This is a genomic window from Hyphomicrobium sp. ghe19, from assembly GCF_902712875.1.
Classification (GTDB): Bacteria; Pseudomonadota; Alphaproteobacteria; order Rhizobiales; family Hyphomicrobiaceae; genus Hyphomicrobium_B.
The window spans coordinates 3,239,261-3,252,692 of sequence record NZ_LR743509.1; the positions used below are offsets into that span (position 1 = coordinate 3,239,261).

Annotated in this window: 10 protein-coding genes and 1 tRNA gene; 2 read left to right on the forward strand and 9 right to left on the reverse strand. The window is 59.1% G+C overall.

Annotated elements, in window-relative coordinates:
• Window positions 1-22 precede the first annotated feature (22 nt).
• Window positions 23-1,348, reverse strand: a complete 1,326-nt coding sequence (locus AACL53_RS15430) for a Ppx/GppA phosphatase family protein (RefSeq protein WP_339085411.1) — start codon at window positions 1,346-1,348, stop codon at window positions 23-25.
• Window positions 1,349-1,537: 189 nt separating this feature from the next.
• On the opposite strand from AACL53_RS15430, the gene AACL53_RS15435 reads away from it, so the two are divergent.
• Together AACL53_RS15435 and AACL53_RS15440 are read left to right on the forward strand one after the other, a co-directional pair.
• Window positions 1,538-2,332 (forward strand): M15 family metallopeptidase, encoded by a 795-nt coding sequence (locus AACL53_RS15435; protein ID WP_339085412.1) that lies wholly within the window; start codon window positions 1,538-1,540, stop codon window positions 2,330-2,332.
• A gap of 239 nt (window positions 2,333-2,571) precedes the next feature.
• A tRNA-Gln gene (locus AACL53_RS15440) sits at window positions 2,572-2,645 on the forward strand.
• A gap of 207 nt (window positions 2,646-2,852) precedes the next feature.
• Here the strand turns inward: AACL53_RS15440 and AACL53_RS15445 are convergent.
• The 8 genes from AACL53_RS15445 to AACL53_RS15480 all read right to left on the reverse strand — a co-directional run bounded on the left by AACL53_RS15445 (window position 2,853) and on the right by AACL53_RS15480 (window position 13,185).
• On the reverse strand, window positions 2,853-4,550 hold the full coding sequence (locus AACL53_RS15445; protein ID WP_339085413.1) for a recombinase family protein: 1,698 nt from the start codon (window positions 4,548-4,550) through the stop codon (window positions 2,853-2,855).
• Window positions 4,547-5,038, reverse strand: a complete 492-nt coding sequence (locus tag AACL53_RS15450; protein ID WP_339085414.1) for a DUF2924 domain-containing protein — start codon at window positions 5,036-5,038, stop codon at window positions 4,547-4,549. The genes AACL53_RS15445 and AACL53_RS15450 overlap by 4 nt, the downstream gene beginning before the upstream one ends.
• Window positions 4,992-5,357 carry a DUF3489 domain-containing protein gene (locus AACL53_RS15455; protein ID WP_339085415.1) on the reverse strand — a complete coding sequence of 122 codons (366 nt, stop codon included), beginning with the start codon at window positions 5,355-5,357 and terminating at the stop codon, window positions 4,992-4,994. The genes AACL53_RS15450 and AACL53_RS15455 overlap by 47 nt, the downstream gene beginning before the upstream one ends.
• A 481-nt stretch (window positions 5,358-5,838) precedes the next feature.
• Window positions 5,839-6,990 (reverse strand): reverse transcriptase family protein, encoded by a 1,152-nt coding sequence (locus tag AACL53_RS15460; RefSeq protein ID WP_339085416.1) that lies wholly within the window; start codon window positions 6,988-6,990, stop codon window positions 5,839-5,841.
• A gap of 170 nt (window positions 6,991-7,160) precedes the next feature.
• The gene (locus tag AACL53_RS15465; RefSeq protein ID WP_339085417.1) at window positions 7,161-8,399 is read right to left on the reverse strand and encodes a hypothetical protein; all 1,239 of its coding nucleotides are present in this window, start codon (window positions 8,397-8,399) and stop codon (window positions 7,161-7,163) included.
• A gap of 213 nt (window positions 8,400-8,612) precedes the next feature.
• Window positions 8,613-9,086 carry a hypothetical protein gene (locus AACL53_RS15470; protein ID WP_339085418.1) on the reverse strand — a complete coding sequence of 158 codons (474 nt, stop codon included), beginning with the start codon at window positions 9,084-9,086 and terminating at the stop codon, window positions 8,613-8,615.
• Window positions 9,087-9,154: 68 nt separating this feature from the next.
• Window positions 9,155-11,191 (reverse strand): UvrD-helicase domain-containing protein, encoded by a 2,037-nt coding sequence (locus tag AACL53_RS15475; RefSeq protein WP_339085419.1) that lies wholly within the window; start codon window positions 11,189-11,191, stop codon window positions 9,155-9,157.
• A complete protein-coding gene (locus AACL53_RS15480) occupies window positions 11,188-13,185 on the reverse strand; it encodes an ATP-dependent endonuclease (RefSeq protein ID WP_339085420.1) in 1,998 nt (665 codons plus the stop codon). The genes AACL53_RS15475 and AACL53_RS15480 overlap by 4 nt, the downstream gene beginning before the upstream one ends.
• Window positions 13,186-13,432 lie beyond the last annotated feature (247 nt).

Below are 13,432 nucleotides of genomic sequence, written 5' to 3' on the forward strand. Positions count from 1 at the left end.
CTGTTGCCTTTGTCTGCCACGATTATTTAACGCCGCTTGACTGCTTCGAACGTCCACGCCGGCGACGTCCGGCACGCCAGACACCGTCTTCCATCATCAATCGCATCAAAATGCCTTCTCTAAGTCCGCGGTCGGCTACCCGCAGGCGCTCCGCGGGCCATTGCTTCAGTATCGCGTCGAGGATCGCGCATCCGGCAAGAACGAGATCGGCCCGTTCCCTTCCGATGCAAGGCTGCATTACGCGCTCTTCGTAGGTTTGTCCGAGAAGCGTCGACGTTACATCGTCTATCTCGGGGACGTTCAACCAGATTCCATCGACGCGCTTGCGATCGTAGCGTTCGAGCCCAAGCTTCACGCCTGCGATCGTCGTAACCGTTCCCGACGTGCCGAGGAAGTGGATGGACTTGCCAGCCATCTGCTCAGAAAAACGATGCTTCGCTTCGAACGGCACGAGCAGCTCGGTCACGGCACGCGACATTGCCTTGAACGTTCCCGGGGTGACGTCGCGGCCGCCGTAGTGCTCCGCCAATGTCACGACGCCCACCGGAAGAGATTCCCACGCGACGATCGCATCGTTCACGTCGGAGCGTCCGGTTAGCACATCGCGGCGGGTGCCGAGCCGCGTCATATCAAGCCAAATGATCTCCGACGAGCCGCCGCCGATGTCGAACACCAGAACGTAGTCCGCTGCGGCATCGATCAGTGTCGCGCAGCCCGCGACGGCCAAGTGCGCTTCGAGTTCCGGCGTCAGTATCTCGATGTCGAGATCGAAGATGTCTTTGACCTTATTGACGAAGGCGGGTCCGTTGTCGGCAACCCGGCAGGCCTGCGTCGCGACAAGGCGTGTCCGCGAAACATGATGACGTTGCAATTTGCCGGCACAGATCTTCAGCGCCTCCAGCGTGCGGTTCATCGCCAGCTCGGAAAGACGACCCGTCTGGCTGACGCCTTCGCCGAGACGAATAATGCGCGAGAAAGCGTCCACCACACGAAAGCCGCGCCGCGACGGGCGCGCGACAAGCAGGCGGCAATTATTGGTGCCGAGATCGAGCGCGCCGTAGATCTGTTCGCCGGGATGATCGGGTCCGACCCCGAACGCCCGCTCATCGAAGCTCTGGCGCTGCCACTCGTTCGGGCTGTCGCGCCATGGCGACGACGCCAACCGGTTCGACAACACGCCCCCCGGCCCCGCACGGTTTCTCTGGCGAAATTGGCGCTCGCCGCCGTTGATGACGCGCGTCACCGGCACTATCTTTTCGTGCCCTGGGGCAATGCCGACGTCGTCGTCAGAGCTGTCTGGGGGTCCTGCGCCGTCAGACCGGTCAGGACCTGAGTGTTCAGGCTTCAACGTCGTTCTCCAGGACCTGGTATAGCATCGGCTTGCCGCGGTGCAGCCGAGCTCGTCAGGCCGTTTAATCTGGACCTCTGTTGAGGCGAGTGTAGCAGGTCGCGCCCCGCCGTAAAGCTCTGGCGGGGCATTGCTTAACGATGCGAAGCAAACGGAGCGTATGTTGGCTGAACCGGCCGCGTTTTATCGATGCTGAGGCGAAAGAGATTTCTGCTCGCTCTATTCGCCGCGGCGGGACTTTTCCGAGTTGCTTCGCCGACCTTGGCGGACAGCCTCGGCAATGATGAAATCGCTTCTCGTCTGCGATCGGCGTATCCCGCATTCGTCTCGGGCGTCGAAGGAAATGAGGTCGTCTTCAAAGACGGCTCGAGACTTCCACTTTCTGACGGCCGGGACAAACCGTTCGACGCGTGGCTCGCCAATCCCGATATCCGAGGCATGTTCCGATTTATGTATCCGCGCGGCGCACCGGCTCTTCCTCCCGCCCGCGACTTCGATCCCGGCCGCGCACGCAATGCGCAGTTCTTTTCGAAGATCTATGGCGACTGTCGAAAGCCGGAATTCCGTTCATCGCTGACGACGATCACGTGGCTCCCTTCGAAGGCCGCGCAACATATCCAGATTTCCCGGTTGAACGGCGTCGCGGAACATCTCAGCGCGGTCAGCCGCGAGCTTGATGCTCTTCCGGCGAAATTCGATGTGTTTCTCGTTCCCGCCGCCGGAGGCTACGTGTGCCGGCCGATCGCGGGGACCGAACGGCGCTCGGGTCACGGCTATGGCATCGCGATCGATATAGCGACGAGACGCTCTCACTACTGGCGGTGGGCAAGTGGTGGTCCCGGCAGTAGCCGCTACCGGAACGACATTCCGATGGAGATCGTCGACATCTTCGAGAAGCACGGGTTCATCTGGGGCGGCCGGTGGTTCCATTACGATACGATGCACTTCGAATACCGGCCGGAGCTGCTGCCGCCACGAAAGTAGCTCCGGCTGCACCTGCAGCACTCCGGCGAGGCGCGGTTTTCCACTGCTGAAAAGTTGGCGCTCAAACCGTCGCCGCCACCATCGCCCACCAAATTGCGGGCTTTGGCGCCGATCGATCGCTCTCGATCTTTAAAAGACGGCCCCGCGACCGGAAGACCATGGATGGCGAGCTTGCAGACATCGGAGGCTGCTGCTATGACCCGCGCTCCGGCGGCCAATGTGCCGTCCGATCCCGGCTTTGGGGGATCGTCTAATGGTAGGACTGCAGACTCTGACTCTGCCTGTCTAGGTTCGAATCCTAGTCCCCCAGCCAGCTATTAAGTTATTGATATCGCTGCATATTATTCGATTTCCGCAGCTAGGATTTCGTCGCAAAATCCGCGCCTTGTCGACGGGCAATTTGGAGTCGTCTACGGTCGGCCGCGTCTCTGTGGACGTTACTAGGCTCCGAGCCCTATTTATCTCTGTCGGCCTTTTTCGGCCGGTCAGACTCGCATCGCTTTAGGGCGTTGCCAACGCGCTACCGCGCCTCGAACCCGAGAACTGCGCGCTGAAACTGCCAGTCATGTGGCAGGTCTTTGCAAAGAGAGAGAAGGCGGGCCGGCGTCAGCTCCGGTGGATATTGTCCCGATACGAGCGCGCGGACGATGTCCGGCGCGAGATAAGTGACGCGCATGTGCGCCGACAGATAGTCTCGTTTGATGCCGAGCCGCTGGGCCATCGCGTCGATGGTCGCGTCCCGCCCGGTCATGAGCGCGTCGCGGGTCGCGTGCGCGTCGCGCAATAATGCAACCATCTGCCCGTCGGGCTTCTTGGCAATGCCGCCGCCGACTACCAAGCGAATCCCCTTCCCTGCTCGGCGCAGCTTCGCCTCGATGCGCAGTTCAAATGTTTCAGGCCCTGTAATCGCTGGCGAACTGAAAGTGTCACCCAGAAAGACAGATGCGATCTCCCTTCTCTTCAGTGACGTGATGACCTCATCATCATGGATCTCGACAGTCTCGATGACCGATCGCACAAGCTCTCGTACTTTGATCGACGGCACGCTCGTCCAGCCTTCTGCGAGTTGCATTGCCTTCGAAAGTACCGACCGAAGACTCGAGGCATCAAACTCGAAGCATGACAATGCGTCTCCAACATCCCGCTCCGAGGCAAAGAATGCGCGGAGCCGATCAAGGACCAGACCTTCAACATCGCCTGCGGGAAGGCGCCAGCCCTTTGCGTGATCCGAACGGGTGCCCGTGACCAACGACGTCGAGACATAGTAGCGATAGCGGCGGCCCTTCTTGACCGCATGCGTCGGCGTCATGCGCTGCCCGTTGCCGTCCGCGATCAATCTCGCAAACAGGCTGGGCTCTTCGGCATTCGTGCCAAGCACCCGCGCGTGCCGATTGGCAGACAGCTTCTCTTGGACGAGTCGCCAGACTTGGGCATCGATGATCGGCTCGTGCTGGCCAGGATAGATGTTGCCCTGATGCGCGATCTCGCCGCGATAGAGGTGGTTTTGCAGAAGCGTATAGAGGGCACCGCGTGATAAGCGGTTCCCGCCCGACAGGACACCGCCGGCGCCATCGCGACGCTTGCTGACGACACTAAGCCGAGCAAGTTCGTGCCCGAGCGCCCTGACCGATCCGAGTTCCGCGTAGCGCCGGAAGATCATGCGCACGGTCTCAGCCTCGATCTCGTTCACGATCAGCTTGCGATCCTTGGCGTCATAGCCCAACGGGACGTTGCCGCCCATCCACATGCCCTTGGCCTTGGATGCCGCGATCTTGTCGCGAATGCGCTCGCCGGCAATCTCACGTTCGAACTGAGCGAACGACAGAAGCATATTGAGCGTGAGCCGGCCCATGGACGTCGTGGTGTTGAACTGCTGTGTTACCGAGACGAACGAGGCGCCGTGTGCGTCGAACACATCGACGATCTTCGCAAAGTCAGCGAGCGACCGAGTCAGCCGGTCGACCTTATAGACAACGACGATTTGAACCTTGGCGGCTTGAATGTCGGCCAGCAGCCGTTGAAGCGCCGGTCGCTCCATGGTGCCACCCGAAAGCCCTCCGTCGTCGTAGAGATCGGGAAGGCACGCCCACCCGGCGTGCTTTTGGCTTAGAACGAAGGCAGCGCAGGCCTCCCGCTGCGCGTCGAGCGAGTTGAACTCCTTTTCAAGCCCCTCGTCAGAGGATTTGCGCGTGTAGATCGCACAATTCAGGCGTTTCATTTGGGGCGCCTGTCCAGACCGAAGAAGCGCGGACCGGACCAGTGCGCGCCAGTGATTTCCCGCGCGACAACCGACAGTGACCTATAGTGCTTGCCACGCCACTCGGCGCCGTCGGCATGGACGAGAACAGTATGCGTCTCTCCCTTCCACTCGCGTACAAGCCGCGTGCCCGACTTTACGATCGCTGGGGCTGCTTTGCGGGTAACGCCCTGATGCGCCTCCGGCACCGCACCACTTAACCTGCGAAGAACAGATTTGGAGAGGCCGCCGAGCGCTCTCTCCTGGATTTTATAGGTGATGCCGCGAAGCAGGAGACCGCGGGATAGGCTCTTCGGCGGCTGTATCCCATACAGCCGCCGCCATTCGCTACGCAGTTCGAAGTTGGTCAGGCGTTCGAGCTTCGTCAGCTCGGCCCCGATGTCGAGCGGTGTGCACCTCACGTCAGCGACCGCGTTTCGTTTCGATGCGATAGCGGCGAAACTCGCCATTGAGCTTCTTCGACGTCAGCGTGAAGCCGAGCTTCTTTTTGACGGTACCGGCAAGAAAGCCACGGACGCTATGTTGCTGCCAATCCGTTGCTGCCATCATTTCCGGAATCGTCGCGCCTTCGCGTCGGCTCAACAGCGTCAGAACGCGATCATGCTTTGTCACACGCACCGACTGCAGCGGGTCGTCCGCCGCTGTCGAGGGTGTGGTGGGTTGCGTTGACGACGATTTCTTTTGTGGCTTTGACTTGCTGATTTGAGACGACGGTGAGGGCGTGGCTCGTTTGGTATTGGCCGAGGCGCGCGTTTCAATAGCAGTCATGTTGGACTCCGAAGGTTACTGAGGCTCCCCAATGGCGCTCCCACCACCCAAAGCCCCGCAAATCGCGAGGTTGGCCCAACAGCCAGTCGCCAATTTCAACCGGCGTCTATGACCCCACCAATGCGTCCTTTGCGACGGAAGTCCAGGCTCGTTTTTCGCCATGTCCTCCGATGTCGAGATGTCGCTTAAATTGCTGTGTCAAAGTCACCGTAGCCGCGTCGAACCGGCGGCCCCGCGCTCGCAGCTTCAAACTTTCGATGACGTTCACGGTATTTTGCAGATGGTTCCTCACTCCTAAGAACTGCCGTTCTTCCGATAACAGCTGCCGGGCGTCGGTGTGTTTTGGGACGAGGGGCCTTGATAGTCGATCCAGGGCTTCTTTCCCGCTGGCAGACCGATTGAGGTAAAAAAGCCGTTCGCAATGAGACAATGGTTGCGCGGGGAGCGAGTGATCTCGGAGCGAGCAACGATGTGGCTCAACTCAAGGCCAATGAACACGATTGAAGAGCTCGGTTTGCTTGCGCGCGTATTCTGGATCCACGCCGTGCGCGAAGGCCAGCAATCCCTTAATATGATTGCGCAATCCGTATATAGTCGCATTCCCCTGGGCTTTGGCGTGCTTGGCCGGACCAAACTTCGGGTGCATTAGGTAGTGGAGGTGTTGGCGAATGCGCGCCTTAAATTCTCTCTGGAGCCGGGGCCGATCGCCGTCAACAAGCAATCCGAGCACAATCTTTCGGGCCCGAGGCGGGACGATCTGGGTTTTCGCGAGGTTCGGTGCGAAACCGTGGGCGCCAAGCACGCGATAGATTTTGCGGATCACTTTTACCGCTGCGGCGCGCGAGAAGTCGTCCGTTGTTTTCGATAACGTCAGGTCGTCGGCATAGCGCGTATAAGTGAGGCCCGCGGATGCCGCAATCGTTCGAATGTCTTCATCAAGCTCGCGTACGACCAGGTTCGAAAGCCGCGGACTCGTCGGCGCTCCCTGCGGCACATGACCGACTTGGCCGTTGATATAAGCTGAAATCTCGTATCGCCGATCGAAGCCTAGCGACCATCTCTTCAACGGCGGAGCGCGCCTTCGAAGACGCGTGCACAAGCGGGCTAATTCGAAGGCGACGAGGGGCTGGTAGCCTATTTCGTGAAAAACGTGATAGACTTGTCGCTCGCTGATGCTCTCGAAAAACGCCCGGATGTCGATCTTGATCATCCACCGGGCGCCGCAATGTATCGACGCGGCTGCATAGACCGAAGAGCGCTTGGTGAAAGCGACACTTGCTTCGTCCGGCTCCGCCGCGCAGAGAACATGACGGTCGATCCATTGCTGGACTTTTTTGAGCCGCGCCTCGGGAACTGTAATAATGCGATAGCGCAGCCGCTGATTGCGAACGGGGCGTTTGCGTATCCTGAAAAGCCGGTAATCGCGTGTCGCGTTGCGCTCGACGATTTCTCTCAGATAAGCGTACGGCACGCCCGCGCGAACCGAAAGATGCCGCAAAGATAGGATCTCCGGCACATTTCTTGAGCGGCGTCGAAGCGCCTCTATCGTCGCAATCGCGTTATCCGAGATCTCCGCTGGTGTCGCCGCTTTGTCAGCGGCTCGATGATACTGCTGAGGCCGCCAAATGGTCATTTACTTTGACACCCGTAGGGTGAGGATCGTCGAGTTCGCGCGGGAAGACACCGATCCGAGAGCGAGCTCGACGATGATCAGCTGCCGAAGCGAGCTTTTCCGTAGGGTCGCAGAATCTGCGCCCCGCCTCCGGCCTTGCGGCCGGCGGTGCCAGGGCTCTCGCCCCAGCATCATCTAAATAGACTCTTCGGCGGTCTCAGCATCGAAGGGAAATAGAATGAGTCGTTATCCGCCGAAATGACTATCTCTTTCGGCTTTGACTTTCTCAGATACTTAAATTCCGCGTAAGCCTCTTCAGTCGGACGCAGCTTATCCGTCAGCAGACCAGCACGTTTTGCCCTCCTAATCGCAAGCCTGACCTCCGCCATCGTGAGCCCCGTCCGTGCCGATGCACTTGCTTCATTTCGGGGGCGGCGCTTCAAGGCTGCCAACACGAGTACCGTTTGCCGGGCCACCGGGCTTAACTTTCTCAAACCGCTGACCGACTTCAATTGCTCCTCTCTTAGAAGAGAAAGTCGAGCGTCTTCGAGCCCTTCATTCTCTTTTTCCGCTTCCGGACCGACCTCGATCGTGCGGGCTTTGAAAAGCGATTTCCAACGCCTCGTCTCCCGAAAGAGAAGCAGGGGTACGTTGTTCGGTGTCCCGTGGGCAAAGGCGATCAGCGCTCCCGTGTCGCCGTAGCCGAGAGATGTCATCCGATCCGTCGGTGGAGAGGGGCAATAGTCCTCGCATAGACCGATCAATTGGTCACGCGACGGGTTTGGAAGAAGCCCAATCGTCGGACATCCCATCACGATTGTCACCTTTGGCTTCGATGGATGCTTTCGAACCGCTTCAATCCCTGCGTCAGTGCCGGAATAAGCAACCACCTCGAACGAAAAAATCCCGTAGGATGCCCAACTCGTAATTGTCGGCACCTTCCAGGCGGAATCGAGAAAGCGCGTCACCTGATCGCCAGAGCCGATAAAATCCGTGACCAGGACGAAAGTCCGCGGCCGACGCTGCCGAAGATCCTGCATACTCGGGTGCACACGGAATTTATCTCGGTTCTGACGCTGAAGCATCGAAACAAACTGCGCGATGATCCCTTCGCTGCCGATATCCGGCTCGTCGTTACGTTCGGGATCAGCAGGGCGTAGAGCCACTCCTTCGGCGCGACGTACGCGCCCTGGCGACCATTTATATAGTGGGAATGGCACACCGTGGCGGCCAGGAACTCTGCGTTCCACATAGAGCGCAAGCGGCCCGTCGGTCTTTGCGGCCATGTCTCTTATGAGCGCGAGAATCCCGCTGCGAAATTCATCCGCGCTTATATAGTGGATGCAGTCGACGAGTTTGCGTGCCGTTGCGCGATCCGCTTCGGAAAACTGTTGCAGCCAAGCGACGACTTCAGTGCTTCGAGTTCGCATCGAACCCTTCTCTAATCCTGCGCGACGACCGCTTCCTGCCTATCCCTATCGACCTGCCCGATTCGCGTCGAGATGAGCAGCTCCCTTTGAAGCAACGAAAAAGTAGGACCGCTCCGAGGTCCCCGCTTCGCCTATGGACCAGCATTGCTTTCGCACGGCACTGCGAGTGCGTGCCGAGCGCAATCTTTGCGCGCATCATCAGTCCTCGTCCGCCTAGCCGACACCGCGTCGTCTTATTGCCCGTAGAGCTTTCTGGTTGATGCTCTGCCGATGATGTAGTTGCTTGTCGCTCAGATTGCGCTTCCGGACTGTGCTGCCCTGGAATTCGTATTCCCACTTCGATATCAGACCGCGTTCAAAGAGCCACACGGCCAGATCAGTACCCATGCTCTTGCCAATATCCTTGCGAATGCGCCTGATTCCTCTGAACAGCGCCTCGCTATCCAAGCCCAAGAACCGCCTGACGCACTGGTTTCCAACGATTGCCGTGTTGCGCGTCAGGCGATTCCTGATCTCGCAACGCTCCAGGATTGGATGATGCCCGCAGAGGCACGTTTCAGGCTCGTCCGGCTCGGCCTGAGATATGCTGACTAGCTCCCACTCCTTCTTCGCAGCGACCCAGTCGTCCGCTCGGCTAAGCGGTAAAATCGCGTCTCTGAGACGCTCGAAATTATATCCTTCCGCCATGCTCGCCCCTCCCGCAGGTCCGATTGAGATCGTTCACCCAATCAGCCGCGCACCCAGCGAATCAGGACCTAGAGCCACACGATACCTGCTGTTTGAATGCGTGCCACGCGCCATCCGCGGGCTTTGAGCATCTGGATCTCCTGAGCCATGAACGTGTCTTTCATGGCTAGGCAGAGCAGATGCGTTGGTCTGGTCACGCCGACATAGTGCTGCTTGAGTCGTGCCTGCATTCGGACTCCCTCGCGGCCTTTGCCGGCATTCGCGCCGAGTAGCCAGGGTTTGAGTTCCTGCAGATGATGGCCGTGAAAGAACGTGTCGAGCACCATGGTGGCGGTGTGCGTCTCGCCCTTGACCGAGTGCACAGAGCCCACGCGGATTGCAAGTTTCGGGGCTTCCGACGGATAGCGGAAAAAGTTGTCCCGCTGCGGTCTTTGAAGCGATTGCCCTGCCTGCGCGGCGACCGGCCATGTAAGGAAATCGGCTTGGTGGTTCCGGGTAAAAGCTGTGCCGGCAAGAGCCCCGGAAATTGCGATCACCTGAGCGCACCAGCCGGCATCCCATTTTTCCGAGGTTAGATCCGTCTCCGGGTTCGTGAAGGCGGCAACAAGCGCGCGATATTGCTCTCTGAGTTCGACTTGTTCCGATAGCGCTTCTAAAATCTGCGCATGCTTGCGCCTCCGGGCCGCAATCCGGGCAGCGGGGTTTGCAAGTCGCGCGAGCCGGACAATGCCTTCGGCGATCTTGTCGACGGCTTGATGCGCCTCGCCCGTTTCGAATGTGGTTTTGCGTCCTGCCGTCACGTACTGAAAGAAAGTTGCCGGCCTTGGCTCGCTCGTTGTGAGCTCGTGGTCGTACTCGGACCAGTAATGCCGCACGAATCTCGGCACGTTGTCGTCCGCACCGGAACGATGGACGGCGCCGACCGCAACGAAGGTACCGTCACGAAGCTCCTGCTCGGTAAATGTGGCGCCCAAGTAAGAAGCGTACGCTTCAAGAACCTGCGTGACGGTCTGATCGGAGAACAGGAATATCGAGTGCCTGCCGCTTGTGTCAGCGGCGATCTTGGCAGCGGACGGTCCGCGCCCTTGAAGCCCGGGCGGAACGAGGCCGAGTGGATTGGCGAAATCAGCGATCTGCTGGCCGAACCGATGGCTGTTGGGTACGTCTCTCCTGATGTCTTCTTGAGGAAAGACATCACTCTCGGCTGCCTTGTCGTTGATGTGGCCGTAAATGGCTTGGTTCGAGTCGCCATACCGCTGCCGGACGGCGACCGGGCTTCCCTCGATGAACAGGCGATGGATCAGCGCCGACTGAAATTCATTGTTGTCCTGCACCTCGTCGATGAACAGCATCGGAAAGCGCTGCTTTATGGTCTCTGCCACATGGGGATACTTGTCGAGAAGATCGCCAGCCCACATGAACACTTCCCGGTAGCGGTGAAAGCCGTCTTCAGCGCACTTCTTCACGAGCGCGCGTAGTTGCTGCGCTGATGCTGCATTTGCGTTGGCGAATTCGGGCTGGCCGTTTTCTTTGACCACATCAAATGCGGGGGTGGACAAATGCCAGCCCGCAACTAGGTTCGTCTGCGGACTTTTTTCCCGCGCGGCAACGTAGTTGTGCAGGGTCATGAATTGATTGAGCCGCAGCAATCGGCGCCGGTGCAGTTCGCATTGCTGGTCGTCGAACGTCGAGGCCGGATATCCCAGAGATCGCAGCCAGGGAACGGCCAGAAATTCGTTCACGAACCCGTGGATGGTGCCAACATAGTGCGGATACGTGAGAAGCCTTCGCCCCTCGTGCGTAAAGCCTAGAGAGGATTCAATCTCGCGCCGCGCGACATTCGTGTGCGAAAGAATGCAAATGCCTCTGCGAGCATCCGTCCACTTGCGCGCCAGAATGGCGAGCTTTGCAACGAGCAAAGTCGTCTTGCCGCTGCCGGGACAAGCCTCAACGTCGAGCGTCGCGACGGATTTCAGTATTTGCAGCCTGGGATCGTTCCCGTCCGGTCCGCTAAATGCATCGGCAGGAAGGCCGAGCGTCTGTGCCGCCCAGGCGGTGTCTTCGTCGTTGATCTGGGGCGGTTCGAAGGGTTGGGCGCGCATCATGGCCTCCCTCCATTCCCTTGGGCCGCTTGAACGGTCACATGCTCGATGGCCGACACAAGGTAAGTTGGAAACTTGGAGCGCCATTGCGCGGCCGTCCGCTGGCGATTTTTCCCGTCGAGTTCCAGAATGCGGGCGAGGTACTGCGCCGCTATCGGTTTTGATGCATCCTTGTTAGCAAGAGTCGCATACACGTGGGCCGCCAGCTCGTCGTCGGTGTGGTTCTGCGCAACAAGATCTTTCCATGACTTGAGCGCGTCGCGCGTGACGCCGAACCGGGTCTTCGTTCCATTGACGATCTTGTTGTCGGCCAGCGCAAGCTGCACGGCAAGCCACATTTCCTTGGAGAGCCCGCTACGGGCGAGGTCATATTCAAAAGTCCATCGATCCGAAACAAACGTTTCGACCTTCTGTCCTGCCGCCCGCGTCCGGATTTGTTCCCTGCGATCTGCGAGCGCATTGCCGGCAAAATCCGAAACAGCGCGCCAGCGCCGCGTATTCGCCGTCGGAAATGCCTGGTCCGCGGCAACCTTACCGAGGATAACCGGAGCGCAGTCCGGCATGACATCGAGGTCCGCGATGCAAGCAACCGGAACGTCGATGGTCCCGTCGGCGGTAGCGTCATTCCTCTGGTATATGCGCGCATATCGGCGAAGCCCGACGGTTCCGACATTGACGATAGAGACGCCGTTCTCGGTCAGGTCGCGGCCGATCAACCTTGAGATGGTAGGCAGGAGGATGTTTTCCGCATCGCCTTCCACGATGAGAACGCCGCGCGCGAAGAACAGGTTGGCTTTTGTGACGTCGAGGAAGCGCTCAAGGAAGGCGTAGTCGCCAGCGTCCAGCATCGTGCGGCCGGGTGACAGCGGGAACGCCTTTCCGCGCTGCATAAGAACGATATTGTCGAGCTTGATCGCGGAAGCGAGGTTGGGGCTGTGCGTTGTGAGGAGAATCTGGATGGACTGACCGTCCGTGCGCTTGGCTTCTACCTGGCGCTGCAAAAACTGCATTAGGCGCAATTGCCGCTGAGGATGCAGATGGGCCTCGGGCTCCTCGATGATGAGCAGCGGAAATCCATCGCTTTCCGAGCCGAGCAGAAGAAGTTCGCAAGCCATGAACAAAAGATTGTTCGAGCCCAGGCCGCGATTGGGCGGCAGGTTTTTCGCGTCGGGATCGCGCAACTCGAGCTCGAGCTTTTCAAGGAGCTGTCTTCTCCTGGTCTCTCCCTCGCCGGCGCTGACGGACATTTGTCCTTCGAGCGCCTTCCCGGCGAAGGCCAAATTACTCAGGTAGTCTGTATTGAGCCGATTCTTCGCGGCCCGCAGACCCGGATGTGCGCCGAGCAGCGTGTTCGCGAAGTCACCGATGCCAAGAACGCTCAAGGTGGACAGGTCGTTTGGCGGTCCGGCTTGCGGATCGAAGTCGGTGCCCTCTTGTACCTCCTTCGTGTATTGCAGAATTTGCGAGAGACGCGACCCTCTTCCTGCGGACATAGCCCGTTCAGCGTCGCGCAGCGGTCGAAGATAGGCCGCGCACAGAAGCAGACGGATGGCCTGTTCGAGTTGGGGACCGTCCGCGTTTTTGCCAGATTTAACCTCGATCATTGTATAGCGGCGGTGCGCCGATGCTCGCGCGTTCGCAACGGCCTTCCAGTTCACGTAAAGAACCGGGTTTTTCTTGCCGTCGCGGGCTTCATAGGTAAGGTATTCGGCGAACGCCGCCGTGTCGGTCAGCGTCAGAGCTTCGAACTTGCAGGTTATGCGGATTTCCGTGCGCCGGTCTTCATTGTTTGGCTGATGAAAATCGGCGTCGTCGACCCTGTAGCCTTCCTGATCCCTCGTCCCAAGGACGAGGCGCAGCGCGTCTATGATCGTCGTCTTGCCGGAATCGTTTTCGCCCACCAACGCAGTGAGGCCGGGTGTGAGTTTCAGGAAAAGGCCTTTGTCCCCTTCTCCGAAAAGCCGGAAATTTTCTATCCGCAGCTCCGCAATGAACATCTTCCCCCCGCGGCAATTTCCGGCGACCGAAGCAATGTGAGCTAGCACACAGTCGGGATCAGCGCGATGGTCCGTGCAAGGTAAACGAGCCTGCATGAACACCGAACGCGTCCTTTGTTGTATTATCCGCTTAGTGCTGTACTTCTGCCCGCGGTCTCTCCTCCGACAGCGCTATAAAACTCGTCTGCGCGGAGTCCGCGTTTACTGCGTAGCCGACGATATTGAAAAGGGATTTCAATGTTGGCGA